At 43.6% G+C, this 16,270-nt stretch carries 19 protein-coding genes and 1 tRNA gene; 2 read left to right on the forward strand and 18 right to left on the reverse strand.

Annotated elements, in window-relative coordinates; genetic code table 11:
• Nucleotides 1–66: 66 nt before the first annotated feature.
• From MKY85_RS29960 to rpsF, 9 genes are all read right to left on the reverse strand, one after another.
• Nucleotides 67–1,896: an oligopeptide ABC transporter substrate-binding protein gene (locus MKY85_RS29960; RefSeq protein WP_339238887.1), complete on the reverse strand. Its 1,830-nt coding sequence runs from the start codon at nucleotides 1,894–1,896 to the stop codon at nucleotides 67–69.
• Nucleotides 1,897–1,915: 19 nt separating this feature from the next.
• Entirely contained in the window at nucleotides 1,916–2,821 is a 906-nt protein-coding gene (locus tag MKY85_RS29965) for an ABC transporter permease (protein WP_253442274.1), read from the reverse strand.
• Between the two features lie 29 nt (nucleotides 2,822–2,850).
• The gene (gene opp4B, locus MKY85_RS29970; protein ID WP_253442276.1) at nucleotides 2,851–3,813 is read right to left on the reverse strand and encodes an oligopeptide ABC transporter permease; all 963 of its coding nucleotides are present in this window, start codon (nucleotides 3,811–3,813) and stop codon (nucleotides 2,851–2,853) included.
• Between the two features lie 7 nt (nucleotides 3,814–3,820).
• The gene (locus MKY85_RS29975; RefSeq protein WP_339238889.1) at nucleotides 3,821–4,753 is read right to left on the reverse strand and encodes an ATP-binding cassette domain-containing protein; all 933 of its coding nucleotides are present in this window, start codon (nucleotides 4,751–4,753) and stop codon (nucleotides 3,821–3,823) included.
• A complete protein-coding gene (locus tag MKY85_RS29980) occupies nucleotides 4,753–5,757 on the reverse strand; it encodes an ABC transporter ATP-binding protein (RefSeq protein WP_339258133.1) in 1,005 nt (334 codons plus the stop codon). Before MKY85_RS29980 ends, MKY85_RS29975 begins: the two co-directional genes overlap by 1 nt.
• Nucleotides 5,758–6,495: 738 nt before the next feature.
• Nucleotides 6,496–7,089, reverse strand: a complete 594-nt coding sequence (locus MKY85_RS29985; RefSeq protein WP_339238891.1) for a M15 family metallopeptidase — start codon at nucleotides 7,087–7,089, stop codon at nucleotides 6,496–6,498.
• Between the two features lie 217 nt (nucleotides 7,090–7,306).
• Nucleotides 7,307–7,579 carry a 30S ribosomal protein S18 gene (gene rpsR, locus MKY85_RS29990; protein ID WP_017691433.1) on the reverse strand — a complete coding sequence of 91 codons (273 nt, stop codon included), beginning with the start codon at nucleotides 7,577–7,579 and terminating at the stop codon, nucleotides 7,307–7,309.
• A 56-nt stretch (nucleotides 7,580–7,635) separates the two neighbouring features.
• Nucleotides 7,636–8,121, reverse strand: a complete 486-nt coding sequence (gene ssb, locus MKY85_RS29995; protein WP_307218987.1) for a single-stranded DNA-binding protein — start codon at nucleotides 8,119–8,121, stop codon at nucleotides 7,636–7,638.
• 48 nt (nucleotides 8,122–8,169) lie between these two features.
• The gene (gene rpsF, locus MKY85_RS30000) at nucleotides 8,170–8,463 is read right to left on the reverse strand and encodes a 30S ribosomal protein S6 (protein WP_036611944.1); all 294 of its coding nucleotides are present in this window, start codon (nucleotides 8,461–8,463) and stop codon (nucleotides 8,170–8,172) included.
• A 202-nt stretch (nucleotides 8,464–8,665) separates the two neighbouring features.
• Between rpsF and MKY85_RS30005 the strand changes: the two genes are divergently transcribed.
• A complete protein-coding gene (locus tag MKY85_RS30005; protein ID WP_036611947.1) occupies nucleotides 8,666–8,860 on the forward strand; it encodes a YjzC family protein in 195 nt (64 codons plus the stop codon).
• A 441-nt stretch (nucleotides 8,861–9,301) separates the two neighbouring features.
• Here the strand turns inward: MKY85_RS30005 and MKY85_RS30010 are convergent.
• The 4 genes from MKY85_RS30010 to MKY85_RS30025 form a co-directional block, all read right to left on the reverse strand.
• A tRNA-Ser gene (locus MKY85_RS30010) sits at nucleotides 9,302–9,392 on the reverse strand.
• Nucleotides 9,393–9,495: 103 nt separating this feature from the next.
• Nucleotides 9,496–9,705 (reverse strand): DUF951 domain-containing protein, encoded by a 210-nt coding sequence (locus MKY85_RS30015; protein ID WP_339238893.1) that lies wholly within the window; start codon nucleotides 9,703–9,705, stop codon nucleotides 9,496–9,498.
• Nucleotides 9,695–10,633 carry a mechanosensitive ion channel family protein gene (locus tag MKY85_RS30020; RefSeq protein WP_339238895.1) on the reverse strand — a complete coding sequence of 313 codons (939 nt, stop codon included), beginning with the start codon at nucleotides 10,631–10,633 and terminating at the stop codon, nucleotides 9,695–9,697. The genes MKY85_RS30015 and MKY85_RS30020 overlap by 11 nt, the downstream gene beginning before the upstream one ends.
• 14 nt (nucleotides 10,634–10,647) lie before the next feature.
• On the reverse strand, nucleotides 10,648–10,911 hold the full coding sequence (locus tag MKY85_RS30025; protein ID WP_342571515.1) for a DUF3343 domain-containing protein: 264 nt from the start codon (nucleotides 10,909–10,911) through the stop codon (nucleotides 10,648–10,650).
• A 117-nt stretch (nucleotides 10,912–11,028) separates the two neighbouring features.
• On the opposite strand from MKY85_RS30025, the gene yyaC reads away from it, so the two are divergent.
• Entirely contained in the window at nucleotides 11,029–11,634 is a 606-nt protein-coding gene (gene yyaC / locus MKY85_RS30030; RefSeq protein ID WP_036611957.1) for a spore protease YyaC, read from the forward strand.
• Here yyaC and MKY85_RS30035 read toward each other — a convergent pair.
• The 5 genes from MKY85_RS30035 to noc form a co-directional block, all read right to left on the reverse strand.
• Complete coding sequence (locus MKY85_RS30035; protein ID WP_062836527.1) at nucleotides 11,609–12,109, reverse strand: DUF4446 family protein; 501 nt, start codon at nucleotides 12,107–12,109, stop codon at nucleotides 11,609–11,611. The genes yyaC and MKY85_RS30035 overlap by 26 nt on opposite strands.
• 142 nt (nucleotides 12,110–12,251) lie before the next feature.
• The gene (locus MKY85_RS30040; RefSeq protein ID WP_342571516.1) at nucleotides 12,252–13,406 is read right to left on the reverse strand and encodes an aminotransferase class V-fold PLP-dependent enzyme; all 1,155 of its coding nucleotides are present in this window, start codon (nucleotides 13,404–13,406) and stop codon (nucleotides 12,252–12,254) included.
• A gap of 160 nt (nucleotides 13,407–13,566) precedes the next feature.
• Nucleotides 13,567–14,412 (reverse strand): ParB/RepB/Spo0J family partition protein, encoded by an 846-nt coding sequence (locus MKY85_RS30045; RefSeq protein WP_339238899.1) that lies wholly within the window; start codon nucleotides 14,410–14,412, stop codon nucleotides 13,567–13,569.
• Nucleotides 14,405–15,166 (reverse strand): AAA family ATPase, encoded by a 762-nt coding sequence (locus tag MKY85_RS30050; protein ID WP_024629525.1) that lies wholly within the window; start codon nucleotides 15,164–15,166, stop codon nucleotides 14,405–14,407. The genes MKY85_RS30045 and MKY85_RS30050 overlap by 8 nt, the downstream gene beginning before the upstream one ends.
• Nucleotides 15,167–15,351: 185 nt before the next feature.
• On the reverse strand, nucleotides 15,352–16,170 hold the full coding sequence (noc, locus tag MKY85_RS30055; RefSeq protein ID WP_253442288.1) for a nucleoid occlusion protein: 819 nt from the start codon (nucleotides 16,168–16,170) through the stop codon (nucleotides 15,352–15,354).
• Nucleotides 16,171–16,270 lie beyond the last annotated feature (100 nt).

The following is a 16,270-nucleotide window of genomic DNA, read 5'->3' on the forward strand; positions in this document are numbered from 1 at the left end:
CATCATAATCTAGCAACCGACTTCTTAAAGGACCCCAATCCTTACAGTTGCTACTGGAAGAAAGGATTACTCAGCTACAACTGCCTTTTCTGCATTCACTTGCAAGTCGCTCAGGTAAACACCTGTTCCATCGCCAATCGCGTAGTTCATTACACGTTTGTTAACTGGTGCTACAACTGCGCGATACAGTGTAGGGAATACAGGAACTTCATCTACCATGTATTGCTGCCATTGATTGTAGATCTCTTTACGCTTGTCTACATCGAATGCTTCAGCAGAGATACCTTGTGCCAGCAATTTGTCATTCTCTTCGCTGGAGAATCTGGAGAAGTTGTAGAGTGCATCACGGCCGTACAGGCCAGATGGATCTACGTCAATACCAACACCCCATGCGGCTTGATACACATCAATGTTCGGATCATCTTTACCTGTGTTACCTACACGGTCATAGAAGCTGTTGAATTCAACCATTTCCAGGTTTACTTTCAAACCAATAGCTGCCCATGATTGAACATAATAACGTGCCAATGGTTCAGCTGTGTCGCCACCAGTCATAGATACAAAATTGATTTCGAGTGGTGTTCCATCCGGATTCGTACGGAATTCACCATCCAGTTTGTAACCAGCTTCATCAAGCAAAGCTTTCGCTGCTTCTGGATCATACGTTACACCTGGATTGCTGGCATCATGGAATTCTGGGTGAGACGGTGGAATCAGGGTTGTTGCATTCCAACGCAGGCCATTATAGAAACGTTTACCAACTTGATCGTTATCTACAGCCATCCACATTGCTTTACGCAAGTTTTTGTCGCCCATTTTTGCTTCAGCATTGCTTTTAACTTTTCCATTCTCTTCATCCCACGTTCCCAGTTTGAAACCGATGTACGTATAAGCACGATCGATTGCGCCCAGGAATTCTACGTTGGACAGGTTAGCATTGTCTTTATATTGATCTGTCGGGAAGGCATCCACGAGGTCTACCCCGCCAGATTTCAGTTCTTGAACAACCGTTGTCGGGTTGATAACTTTCAGAGTTACACTATCCAGTTTTGGAGCTCCACGCCAGTAGTCATCGTTTTTAACAAAAGTTACAGACTCACCTGGAGTGATAACATCCACTTTAAATGGACCAAAACCAATTGGTTTTTCACGTACTTCTTTGGAAGAAGACATTTTTGCTACATCCATATCTCCGAAGATATGTTTAGCGAGTGGGTACGTCCACACGCCACCTGTCAGCAGGGACGGAGTAGATTCTTTATACGTAATGCTGATTTGTTTGTCGCTCAGCACCTTAATACCAGAGATTGTTTTTGCTTTTCCAGCATGATACTCATCCATACCCACTACACTAGTGAAGTTGGAGTCGTAACGTGGACCATCATACGCTTTGTTACCGATAACTTCATAAGCAAACTGCAGATCTTCAGCCGTTACCGGCTTACCATCATGCCAGTTTACATTGTCGCGAATAGTCAGTGTGAACGTTTTACCATCTTCGGAAGTCTCATATGTTGCAGCACCATCATTGGTGTACACATAGTCTTTATCCCAAGTCAGCAAACCTTCATCGAACCATTGAAGAACCTGTGCATCAGGGTTACCGGAATAAAAGTTGAAATTCAGTGTACCTTCAAAAGCAGTATCCGATACAAGTCCGAATGTAATTGATCCACCTTCGATCGCAGTACCTTCATTCGTTTTGACATTGTTGAAGTCTTCAATGGAGTAAACGCCCTCTTCATTAGCAGGTTTTTCCTCCGTTTTTCCCTCTTCTGTGTTGTTGGTAGCAGGAGCTGGAGTAGCTGCTTCTTTTTCAGAGCACGCTGCGAGCACCAATACAAAGACCAACATCATCGTGAAAAATAGTCCCCGTGAAAATAATCCCTTTTTCATGAACCTTTCCTCCCTTTTTTTAACCTCTTCTTTGTCTTGCATCAGTCGCACGCTTTAGGGCTTGACCGACATTATTTATACTCAACATCAATACCAGGATCAGTACTGATGCGGGTAGCCATATCCACCATCTGGATTCCAGGGTTTGCGGATTACGTGCATAACTTACGAGTGTTCCAAGACTAGGCGTACTTTCGGGAAAACCAAACCCGAGGAAAGACAGCCCTGATTCGAGGCCAATGTTGGCAGCGAGATTCAATGTCATCGTTACGATGATAATGGAGCTCAGATTCGGAAGAACCTGTGAGAGCATAATCTTCAGATGAGAAGAGCCCAATGTTTTTGAAGCTTTTACATAGTCCAGCTCCCGTTCCTGTAATGCTTTAGAACGAATCAATCTGGCGATACCCATCCAGAGAAACGCCGTCATGATTAGAGAGAACGAGATGATATTGTATTTCGGTACTGCCGTAACAAACGCGATAACAATCATCAACATCGGAAGGATCATGAAGAAGTCAACAACACGCATAAACAGGTTGTCTATCATTCCACCGAAGTAACCGGATAAAAGGCCAATTAAGATACCTATGAAGCCAGTCATTAACGTTACAATAATTCCAATAGTCAGCGAGTTACGTGTACCAATGACCAGTTGGCCAAATACATCACGACCCCCATAGTCTGTTCCAAGCCAATATTGTGCAGAAGGTGGTTCATATAAGGCAAACAGATCCACGCGTACGATATCATCCTGATTCAGAATGAGAGACGTGCCATACACCAGCAACATGACCAAGCCCAAGAAAATGAGCGAGATTAGTGCCACCTTATCTCTGACAAGCTCCCTCCATAAAATACTCAAACTGGAGGGGCTTTTATCAACTTTTTGTGAAGTTACAACTACCTCGTTGGCCTTGCTCATCTTGTTTTCACCCCGAAATCTTCAAGTTCTTACTTGATCCGTATACGTGGATCTACAATTCCCAGAATTATGTCAGACAGCAATGCCCCGAGAATGGAAGCTACGCCATATAACAATACGAGTGCAGTCACAACGCTGAAGTCACGCAATGAGATGGAATTCAGGAACAACTGCCCCATACCTGGATAACTGAATATGCTTTCGATAAATACGGTACCACCGATAAGCCCCGTAATCTCATATCCGAAGAATGCGGCGATAGGTAGTAGCGAGTTTCTCAAAATATGTCTGTTATAGATCCTGGATTCTGAAGCCCCTTTGGCTCTCGCAGTAATAACGAATTCCTTATGCTTGATATCAATGATTTCACTACGCAAATATTGAACGGTAGATACCGTTGTAATCAGTGCCATGGATAATGCCGGCAATAATAGATGATAGAACTTACTCATTACGTAGCTGAATGTGCCTGGTGTAAGTCCTGGCGCAACGCTTCCTCCCGTCGGGAACCAGCCGAAATGGAATCCGAAGATCCATACCATCACCAGTGCGAAGATAAACAATGGAGCGGCGAAGCCCAAGTAGGTGTAACCAGTGATCAACCGATCAGACCAGGTATCGTTGTAACGACCACTGATGATACCCAGTGGAATAGCAATCAGGTAAGTCAGTACAAGTGTCGCCAGTGCGAGCCAGAACGTGTTTGCTACACGTTGACCGATCAGGTCCGTAACGGGCATTTTGAAACGGAAGGATTGTCCAAAATCACCTTGGATGGCGTTTTTGATCCAGTCCCAATATTGCACGTACCAAGGATTATTCAATCCCAGTCTCTCTCGCTGGGCTTCCAACGCTTTGGGATCAACGCTTGGATCAAGCAATCCGGTTAGCGCATCACCCGGCATGGCCTTGGCCATCAGAAAGACCAAAAGACTTAGTAAAAAGATCTGAGGGATCATTATGATAATTCTGCGTACTATCGTTTTCCACATATGGCCTTCAACCTTTCTGAGGTAGAGCTACTCGGTGAGTATCGGAAATGGATTGGAGCGAGTATGCAAGCCCTTCCTCATCAAAGAAATTTCGGTATGAATGTTCATACTCGGACTTGACCTGTTGACGGAAGGCTACCATTTCCTCTCGTTTGGTTGGGTCCATATCCGGAATGGCAGCAATCAGACGTTTGGTATAGATGTGTTGCGGATTCTCAAAAATATCATTCGTTGTACCTTGTTCCACATATCGACCTTTATACATAATTCCGATCTGATCACACATATGGCGGATGATGCCCAGATCGTGACTGATGAACAGATACGTCAGATTTAATTCTTTTTGAATCTCCTGCATAAAGTTAAGTACCTGAGCCTGTACTGATACATCCAGTGCAGAGACAGGTTCATCCGCGATAATCAGCTTCGGCTTCAGTGCAATAGCCCGTGCAATGCCGATCCGTTGCCGCTGCCCCCCTGAGAATTCATGCGGATACTTGTAGATGGACTCCGGACTCAGACCAACTTTTTCAAGTAATTCTCTTACTTGTCTTTTCTCCTCGGTCGCTGTCAGACGCTCATAGTTACGAAACGGCTCAGCGATGATATCGATAACCCGCTTCTTTGGATTCAGTGATGAATATGGGTCTTGGAAAATCATTTGTACATCCCGCTGAAGCTGCCTGTTTTTACGTCGCTCCGTAGCCAGATTTTTACCGTTAAACAGAATTTTTCCGTCAGTGACATGGTTCAGCCCAATAATGGCTCTACCTGTTGTCGTCTTGCCTGAACCTGATTCGCCAACCAGTCCATAAGTCTGTCCTTGTTCAATGGAGAAGCTCACATCATCAACAGCCTTTACACTGCCGATTTCCCGTTTAAGCAACCCCCCGCGAATCGGAAAGTGTATCTTGAGCCCTTCTACTTCGAGTAATGCCATTATGTTATTCCTCCTCCGCTTTGGTCAGGGAAATGAAAGTGCTGGTAACAGGTACACCGTACAAAGTGACCTGGTGCAATTTCATGCATCTGCGGGTTCTCTTCATGAGCCGATTCACTAATCCATGGAATTCTGGCTTTGAATCTGCACCCTTTGCGAGGAAGATTTTTGAGTGATGGTACGATGCCTTGGATAACATGTAATTTGGATCTTTCTTCAGACAGGGTGGGAATAGAATTCAACAATGAGCGGGTATATGGATGCTTCGCATCGTTCATCAATGTGAAGATATCTGCGATTTCAACAATTTCGCCTGCGTACATAACGGCAACGCGATCAGCCATCTCAGCCACAACACCCAAATCATGTGTAATCAGAATAATGCCTGCGTTAATTTCATTCTTCAGATCTCGGATTAGCTCCAGAATCTGTAGTTGAATGGTAACGTCAAGCGCCGTCGTTGGTTCATCGGCTATGAGTAGTTCTGGTTTGTTAGCAATCGCAATGGCGATGACAATTCTCTGTCTCATACCACCAGATAATTCGTGGGGATACTGCTTGTATATTTGTTCGGGACGTGGAATCCCTACCTGATTCAATAAGTGAATAACCTTCTCTCTCTTCTCTCTGGAAGACAGCTTAGACTGATGAAGTGTAAGGATCTCTTCAATCTGTTCACCAATAATCATTAGAGGGTTTAACGCAGACAATGGATCCTGAAAAATCATAGCCATTTCTTTACCGCGTAGCTTGTTCAACTTGTTTGGAGAGATGTTGGCAATATCTTGTCCTTTATAGAGAATCTGGCCTTCGATTTTTGCTTTGTTATGCAAGCCCATAAGAGAGAATGCAAAAGCACTTTTACCTGACCCGGATTCACCTACAATCGCCAACACTTCATTTTTTTTCACCTTAAGGTTAACGTGATCCACTGCTGCATAATAGTCATCTTCAATTCTGAATGATGTCGTTAGATTTCTGACTTCCAATAGCTCTGTATTCAAATCAATCACCCTAACCCCATAATTTCCGTAGATTGTATTCGTGTGTAGAGGAATGCATCCACTGTATATTTCCAAGTTCTTGAAGATAACGAACAATAGCTTATACAAAATACCAAATCATTAGGAGAAACTAGTTTAAGAGACTTATATTTAGACCATTGGTCAATTAATGTTGATAATTCCTAGTGGAATTATACAGCAAAATAATTAATGTAATCATACGTGTAATTTTAGCTAACGTCAATGCTTATTTTGAGATTTTTGGTATAAATGTTTTTTATAATACAGATTTGGATATTAGTAATATTATAAAGGCATATAGCAAGGATTTGGGGAGTTATTTTCATGTTTTTAGATGTGAGGTGCACATAGGCAATTGGTCAATTTAACATATACATAACATAATAGTTACATCAGTTGTATGTGTATCTCTTAATTAGGGTAGAGTTTCTTAAATTAACGTGAGGTAAATGTTACATTTAGTAGTGTTGATTATATCTCGAACTATAGCTGAAATTTATTCAATTGGAGCTACCATGCTTATATTTGAAATAATATGTGCGATCAAAGTAAAAAATCTAGTTATTATAGTATAGTTTTATTTATTTGCTTATGTAAAGACCAAATTGTCATCTTTTATCATTTATTTTACAAAAGAAAGAAAAAAGCCCTGCAAAATGCAGTGCTTAGTTAATATTTATTCATTTCATTGTATATAAACAATTGTTTTAGGAAGTTTTAGGAAGTTTCAGGAGGCCTTTTACCACGTTTTAACTCATTGATACTCAAGCCAAAATCCATCTGTAAGTGAGGATAGTCCGGAAAGTTAGCCCAGTCTCCACCCCAAGTGAAACCTAACTCTTTGGCGAGATCTACAACTTCCATCCAGTCTGCCTTGCCATTCCCGTTATCATCTCGCTCCATATCCCACACCACATCACCCTCAGGCGTCCTCAATGCAAAATCAATAGCTAATCCATAGTTATGATATGACTCACCACCACGCGCATTCGTAACGATATTACCTGCACTTGAGCGTCCTTGGTTGAATAGTGCGTCTTGCTCCTCAGAACTTCGGTAGCCGTGGGTAATAACCATCTCTATTCCTCGTCTCGCTGCCTTCCGTACCAATAATTTCTCATTCTCTGCTACCACAGGATGAAGGCCTGTGATCGGTACAACCTCTTGAATCGTTGTCCCGGGCCACATGTTATCTATATCACCTTTTTGCTGTAACCATACATATATAATGGAAAGTAAAAGAGTTGCTAGAATCCAGGTTTTCAGACTTCTCTTTTTTCTCTGTTTGCCTCTACGCTTTGATGTATTCATATCCACTCCTGGTGATTATTCTGAAATATAGCTATTTCTGCGAACTGAGCCTTTTCAGTAGATTAGACTCTATTATAATTCATTTGAGCCTTAAATGCTTCTATCACCATAGTTTTGGAATCTCAGATTAGCCAGAGTGAGCATGTTATTTTATTGTATAAATACAAAAAAGCAGCCGGCTATGAGCCGACTGCTTCGTATGCAAGCTGAGTATATACTACTCAGTTGTGTATGGCAATAATGCGATTTGACGGGAGCGTTTGATTGCAATCGTCAGCATGCGTTGATATTTAGCGCTAGTACCTGTTACACGGCGTGGCAAAATTTTTCCACGTTCGCTGATAAATTTACGAAGCAAGTCCGTATCTTTATAATCGATGTGAGTAATTTTGTTAGCTGTGAAGAAGCACACTTTACGACGTTTATTACGGCCGCCACGACGTGCCGGTCTTTTATCGTTGTCTCCGCCTTCTCTTTGCTTGAAGCCCATGCTTTTCAGTCCTTTCCTATCATGTAACCCATATCTCCGAAGAGTATCAGCTCATGTTAAAATGGCAAATCATCATCCGATATATCAATCGGTTTTCCGTCATCAGAAAAAGGATCCTGATTGTTGCTACGCGAATTATTGTTATTGTTCGCGCGTCCGCCGCCTCCATAAGAAGGCTCTTCACGCATTGGTTGCCCACCGCCGCCACCGCTATTATCACGGTTAGCTGACTCCAAGAAACGAACATTATCAGCAATAACTTCGGTCACGTATACACGTTTTCCTTCGTTATTCTCGTAGTTCCGTACTTGAATGCGTCCTTCGACTGCAGCCAGACGTCCTTTGCGCAAATAGTTTGCACAGGTCTCGGCAAGCTGTCTCCAGGTTACGACCGGAATGAAATCGGCTTCCCTTTCTCCTCCTTGGCTTGTAAACGGTCTGTCCACTGCCAAAGTAAATTGCGTAACTGCTACTCCTGCTGGAGTGTAACGCAACTCAGGATCCCGGGTTAACCGTCCGATCAGAATGACACGGTTCAACAATGTAATCCCCTCCTTCAGAGCGTATTGGTGCGTTAATCACGAGTTGTCTTAAGCAGACTTAACGTCGTTGGTAATGAGATAACGAATTACTTCGTCAGAAATCTTCATGAGACGCTCAAGTTCAGTTACAACTGCTGGTTCAGCAGTGAAATGTACCAGAACATAAAAACCATCACGGAATTTCTTGATCTCATACGCAAGACGGCGTTTACCCATAACGTCGTGAGCTGTAACTTCACCACCGCCGTTGGAGATGATGCCTTGGAATTTATCGACTGTAGCTTGAACAACTTCTTGCTCAATGTCAGGACGAATAATGTACATCACTTCATATTTGCGCATAATTTTCACCTCCTTATGGACTCTGGCCCTCAATCCAGGTTGAGAGCAAGGAACGAGCACAAACTCGAACTATATTAATATAACAAATACCGAGTCAAAGTGCAAGCAAACGTTCCCTGTACATATTGGCACATGATCAGCCCGGCTATGGAGCACACTACAAAAGCAACAAAGTAACATAATCTGCAGAGGAGGTTTTATCATGGGTGAAAAAACCGAGTTTGAACCAGGAGACAAAGCCCCAAACGATGGAGAGTACACGGAAGTTGGGGAAAAAAGCTTTGTCACGGAAATTCAGAATCCAAAGCGGGTTACACTGCAAAAAGGTGAAGCATTTCCCGAAACAAGCAATCAAAATCGTAAGTGGAAGAAGCTGACCAAAGCCCGCGTCCATTAATCGCAATACTTTTTTCACAATCCATGTATACAATACGGAATAAAGCACATAATACAATTAGGCGGTGCACGAGAGAGGTGTGGTTCCGTTGGACAACGAAGCCGATCATTCGCTGTTGGAGATTCATCACGTAATTTAAGAAGCAAGTGGTTATGTGTTGTAAGGCCCTTCGTCTGAAGCACGCGTATTGCTACGTGCAGTACACCAAGTTTCTGATTGTTACGACCGATTGTTTCCTAACAAACAAATGCACCGCCGGATAAAGAGCCCTTCGGGGCTCTTTATTTTTCGACTTTAATCATTGTTGCTGTATCTGATATGGATACGTGTTCAATACATATTCGATAAAACGTTATACCAAAAAAGACTTCCCTAATGGGAAGTCTTATTAACGATCTTTTTTATAAAACTCAATGTGTATTGAGTAAATTGTAAATGAAGTGGCGGAAAGGGTGGGATTCGAACCCACGCACGCTGTGACACGCCTAACTGATTTCGAGTCAGCCCCCTTGGGCCTCTTGGGTACCTTTCCGCAGCAATATTGATTATAGCATGATCATTTACAGAACGCAACACTCATGCGGGGCCTGCATGTAAACGTTATTTTGAGCACCCTGCCCCTATTATTTTCAAGGTCATGATTCAGTGGACTCTTCGGCTGAGCGCAGTACTTTCTTCATGTTTTTCTCGAATTTTGCTCTTGGAATCAATACGCTATGTTTGCAACCGACACACTTGATCCGAATATCCATACCCATACGAATGATCTCCATTTCATTACTGCCACAGGGATGCTGCTTCTTCATCTGCACGATATCCCCAAGCTGGAAACTTTTACGCTCCACCTGTGCCATCCCCCTCATCTTTATCCAAAGCTGCTGCCTGTTCCAATGCTGCTTGATGACTCATCTCACGATACTCCAGCGTTTTTTTCACATCGCCCTGAATCTGACGTTCCACAGAAGCACGGGAGTTGGGCATACATTCAGCTACGATCCTCACCACATACTCTGATGTGGACATCGACTGTATACCGAGCACATCCGGCACCTTCACAATATTTAGGTCACGCTCTTCGATTCCGACCAAAGATTTCTTCACCAGATGTACCGACTCATCGAGAGTTAAGTCCGCCTTCATCGGTATATCCACTACAGCCAGCGAATTCGACATGGAGTAGTTCGTTACACTTGCAATCGTCCCGTTCGGGATAATGTGCACCTCACCTTGCCAGCTGACCAGTTTGGTTGTTCTAAGTCCGATCACCTCAACCGTTCCCTTGTAGGTTCCCGTCTGTATAACATCCCCCACAGCGAACTGGTCCTCCAATATAATGAAGAAACCCGTAATCACATCCTTGACCAGACCCTGTGCACCGAAACCAATGGCAAGTCCCAGCACACCGGCACTCGCGAGTAGCGGTCCAACTTGGATATTGATCTCAGATAACAGTAGCAGAATCATAATAAAATTACATGTTATGGAGGTCGCATTTTTCAACAGTTCCCCTACAGTTACGAATCTGCGCGGATTTACGCGAATCTTGCCTTCCTGCTTGCGTTCCATGGAACGATCTATAATGCGATATACCACCTTAATAACAATACGGGTGATGATAAAAATAATGATGATCCGAATTGAGCTGAACATAATGTTAAGCCACATATCGGGATCTGCAATTCTGTTCCAGACTTTATCTGTCCAACGAAGGGCTTCATTCAAAGCACCAGTGGTGTCACTACTTCCTCCTTGAGCAAATTGAAATGGCAACATCCGGCATGCCTCCTCTACATCGGTATGTTATCATAGCTGTCTTCTGTTTTGAAATAGATGCCCCGGATCTCTACGAACTCGTTACGAATGATCTTTTGCACTCGCTCCAGATCCTCTTTTGGAAACTGGATACATAGCGCACACCCTGCTGTAATTTCTTTTGGCGTAGGGAACAAATCAATCTCTATCTCCGCAAACTCCAGCAGCATTTCAGCACGCAGGGCCTGCTGGGTTGAATCAAATGCAATCAGCATCCAATCATTAATCCATTCGTCCATGTCCGGCTCCTTTCGCCATACGTTTAACCTTGGAGAAAAAGCTTGTCCTCGTGAAGTATAAAACGCTCTACCTTTCCATATACTGTTACTACTATTCCAAGGGAAAGGATAGATCCTATGAATCCTACTTCGCGTTCCTTTTCATCACAAGACATGACCAGTTTAAAAATCCCCCATACCGATCCAGGCATTCACTCCGCCATTACCCATCGGTTGATGTTCCATCTCTATAAAGCCCATTCTCTGCAAAATGTAGTGATCGTCTGCATCGGCACTGATCGCTCAACAGGCGACTGCCTTGGTCCTCTGGTCGGATCAGCCCTTTCCAAGTGGGACAGCCCTTTATTCCATCTCTATGGTACCTTGGATGAACCCGTCCATGCGATGAACCTGCAGGATACACTTCACAATATACAAAAAACACACCATAACCCTTATGTGATTGGCATTGATGCCTGTCTAGGACAATCATCCAGTGTAGGATGCATTCAAGTCGTCAATGGCCCACTCAAACCAGGTGCGGGAGTAAATAAAGAATTACCGCCGGTCGGCGATATCCATCTGACAGGTATCGTTAACGTCGGCGGCTTTATGGAATACTTTGTTCTACAGAACACACGGCTCAGTCTCGTTATGCGCATGTCCGAGATTATATCCAGCAGTCTGTATTCGGCCATTCGGGAATGGCATACACGTTCTACTCTGCTTGCTGTGCCAGAGTAATAGCTTCCTTTTCCTCTGGGGACAGAGTATACGCGGACTCTCCCCCTTTAAGAGGTTTTGCATATACATAAGAACCGTCACGGTTATATATCCCCGTAAGGATCATGCCATCCTGGCTGTCGTTAATCATAGCCATGGAGAAGCTCAGATCACTGCCATGCTCTCCATAGGCATTGTACCTTTTCACGCCAACTTTACCTTGAATGCGGGTCAGCTTTTGCATGACAACTTGCAGCTGATTCGTTTGCAGTTTGTGTTCATCCTCAATGCTGTCCATCTGAATTTTCAGATTAATCAGCAATGACTCCAGGTCCTCTACTCCACTGCCAGCCATCATGGCTTCATATTTACGTTTAAACTTTCGTAACTTTGCTCCTTGAGCAATACTCACAATCAGCAAGATCACCGTAAGTAATGCCATTCCGCCAATAATCCATAACAGCTGTTCCAGAATCAGCTCGTTTAATTCAGCCATGTAAGTGCAACTACCCCTCTATATTTTTGATCAGATTAACGTCTGTCTGTAATATTATCATTTATTATAAATCAACCCGATATCCCTAAGCTTAATCACACAGCAGCACACTACCAAATGAGTTCAACATTTCAACTATAATCTAGTCTGCCCCCGTCAATTCCAACACTGCCTTAACGAGCGCATCCACATCTTCTCGAGTTGAATTGTATCCCACACTTGCCCTTACTGCTCCGGTAGCGGTTGTACCAGCAGATTCATGTGCAAGCGGTGTGCAATGAAAACCGGAGCGAACCGCAATCCCGTAATTCCGATCTAATCGGAAGGCGAGTTGTGCTGAATCATACCCATCCACAGTAAAAGATACCAATCCAGTACGTGGCTGTCCAATCTCTGGACCAAGCATGCGAATACCCTTAACCGATGACAAACCGTCCATCATATGTTGGGTCAGTTCCCACTCATGCTGGTAGATAAACGTTGGTGTCATTTCCAGTACGTGCTTCACGCCCGCATTCAACCCTGCGATCCCGACTGTATTGGGTGTCCCCGCTTCATACCGATCAGGACGCACCTTGGGCTGCTCCAGAGCTTCTGATTGACTTCCTGTGCCCCCATGAAGCAAAGGCTCTATATCGAGCTCAGGAGCAATGTATAAGCCTCCTGTACCCTGAGGACCAAGCAGTCCCTTATGCCCTGGAAAAGCCAACATATCAATGCCCAGTTGTTGTACATTCACAGGCATAACCCCAGCACTCTGAGCCGCATCTACCAATAAAATCGCCAGATGTTTACGACACAGAAGCGAAATTTCTCCAATAGGAAGAATACTGCCAAGCAGATTCGAACTATGTGTACATACCACCAATCTAGTATTAGAACGAAACATACGTTCCATTTGCATCAGATCAATGGCTCCTGAAGCATCAACAGGTACATAATCAATCTCCACATTTCGGAGTCTGCGCATGTACTCCAATGGACGTCTAACTGAGTTATGTTCAGCCATGGTGGCAATCACATGATCGCCTTCCTTGAGCGAACCTTGAATAGCCAGATTCAAGGCTTCTGTCGTATTTGATCCGAAGGCAATATCATTCGCATTTTTGATTCCAAAAATATCAGATACAGATTTTCTCGCCTCGAACAGTACACGACTTGCTTGAACAGCCATTCGGTGGCTTCCTCTGCCCGGATTAGCCCCTGCAATCTCCATGGCATTCAGCATCGAATCACCGACAGCAGGTGGTTTGGGCCAAGATGTTGCTGCATGATCCAGATAGATAATTCCCTCCACCTCACAACCACCTCTGTCCCTAAAATTAATAATTCGCCTACACGTACTACGTATATGACCCTGTAAACAAAGAATGACATATCGTTTCTCCATGGTACAGAGGCGATATGTCATGACATGAGTAAGCCCCGCATGTTGTTAATGAATCTTGGACCGACTGTTATTGTAACAATTCCAATAGCCGTTCCAGATCCTGTTGACTGTAGTAGTTGAGCTCAATTTTACCTTTATCTTTATTGTGCTTGATTTTCACTGTTGTTTTGAAACGTTCACGCAGAGATTCTTCCAACGTATCAATAAATGGATCTTTCTTTTTCAATTTTGACTTGGCTTTAGCCTCACCTGTTTTGGAACGATCCAGTTGTTGAACAGCTTCCTCCAACTCACGTACACTCCATTGCTGATCAATGGTTTGTTTGGCAAGCTGCTTCACTACAACCTCATCTTTAATACCTACGATGGCACGTGCATGTCCCATGGATAATGTTCCACGTGAAACATGGTCCTTCACTTCTTCCGGCAAGGATAACAGACGCAAGAAGTTAGCGATGTGAGAACGTGATTTACCTACTTTTACAGATAACTCTTCCTGAGTCAACGCGAATTGATCCATTAACCCTTGATAAGCAACTGCAACTTCCATCGCATTCAGATTCTCCCGTTGCAGGTTCTCGATCAATGCAATCTCCATTACCTGCTGGTCACTGAAGTTGCGGACTACGGCCGGTACAGTGGCATTACCACAATATTGTGATGCTCTGAACCGTCGCTCTCCAGCAATAATCTCATAACCTCTTAATACAGGACGAACTATAATAGGTTGTATGACACCATGCTGACGAATAGACTCAGCCAGTTCATGGATTGCGCCCTCATCAAATACTTTACGTGGTTGATAGGGGTTAGCCCGCAGTTGACTAATCGGGATTTCTACGACTTTATCATCGTCATTAATTGAAAGCGAAGGAATGAGGGCATCAAGGCCTTTTCCAAGCCGCTTACTCATAAGAAATCACTTCCTTTGCGAGCTCTAAATACACTTCCGCCCCTCTTGAACGAGGATCATACGTGATAATGGATTGACCATGAGATGGCGCTTCACTAAGCCGTACGTTACGCGGAATAATCGTTTGATATACTTTTTGTTGAAAATACTTTTTCACTTCTTCAATAACCTGTATCCCCAGATTGGTCCGTGCATCAAACATCGTTAGCAATACTCCTTCAATCTGCAGGGATGTATTCAGATGTTTCTGTACCAAACGAACCGTATTAAGCAATTGACTTAATCCTTCAAGTGCATAGTACTCACACTGAATCGGAATGATCACCGAGTCGGAAGCGGTTAACGAATTGATCGTCAACATGCCAAGGGATGGTGGGCAATCGATCAGTATGTAATCATAGTTTTTTTTCACCATGGCGAGTGATTTTTTCAGGCGAACTTCCCGTGATATCGTGGACACCAATTCAATCTCGGCTCCGGCAAGCTGAATCGTTGCAGGTATGATATGAAGGCCTTCAATCTGAGTCTCCACAATCGCTTCTTGAGGAGGAACCTCATTAATGATGACATCATATATACAATTAGCCACATCTGCTTTATTGATTCCAACTCCGCTGGTTGTATTCCCCTGAGGGTCAATATCGACAAGCAATACTCTTTTCCCGAGTGAAGCCAGTCCTGCACCCAAGTTAACAGATGTCGTCGTTTTCCCCACACCGCCCTTTTGATTTGCTACGGCCATAATCTTAGACAATTACTTCACCTCAAATAAAATAGGAGTCTTTTCTTGTAGGTTGTGAGATATTGTTAACAAAAAGCAGGTGGCTATCGTCCACACAAACAACAACTACCGTTCCATCACTATACCGACCTTTAAAATGTCAGACCTGTCTTGCTTTATAGACATAAAAAGCGGCCCATTGCCGCCATAAGCTTCAATTATTTACGTTTGGGAATATGGATAACGATCTCATAATGATCCTCATGGTCTGCTTCTTTTGTTTTGATATCCAGACCAGAGCCAGTTACCATATCAATGGATTGGCGAATCGTATTCAGTGCAAGTCTAACGTCCTTGGTAAAGGAAATACGTTTGGATTTTTTGATCTTGGAAGATTCCTTATAAAAGGCAACACGTGCCTCTGTCTGTTTCACGTTCAATTCTTTCTCAATAATCTCACCGAGCAACTTCATCTGCAGTTCTTCCGTATCGAGAGAAAGTAATGCTCTTGCATGGCGTTCAGAAATTTTGCGTTCCATCAATGCAGCCTTAATGCCATCCGGTAGCTGTAACAACCGGATTTTGTTGGCAATGGTTGACTGGCTTTTGCCGAGTCGTTGCGCAAGACTTTCCTGTGTCAGCTGATGCAAGTCGATCAGCTTCTGATAAGCGACGGCTTCTTCAATTGAAGTCAATCCTTCACGCTGCAGGTTCTCAATCAGTGCAATGGATGCGGCCTGAGAATCGTTGAATTCACGCACAATAGCCGGAATCGTATCCAAACCCAGTTTTCGAACTGCACGCCAGCGACGTTCCCCGGCAATAATCTCATATGATCCATTTCGCACGCGAACGACAATAGGCTGAATGACGCCATGTGTTTTGATCGTCTGCAACAACTCATCAATTTTATCATCATCAAAAATAGTACGGGGTTGATATGGGCTGCTCACAATTTCATTAACCGGAATCTGTTTGATCTCATCTCCGTTATTGCGCTCCGCCAAACCAAACAACTTCGAAAATTGTTCTTTCATTCCGCAGATTACCACCTAGTTTCGTAATAGCTCCCGCAGTCTTTGCAGGTGCTTCTTATTCAATAAGCGACCCTTCAATTGCATCGTTCTTGGAATAAGT

The sequence above is a fragment of the Paenibacillus sp. FSL R5-0749 genome (assembly GCF_038595085.1).
Lineage (GTDB): Bacteria > Bacillota > Bacilli > Paenibacillales > Paenibacillaceae > Paenibacillus.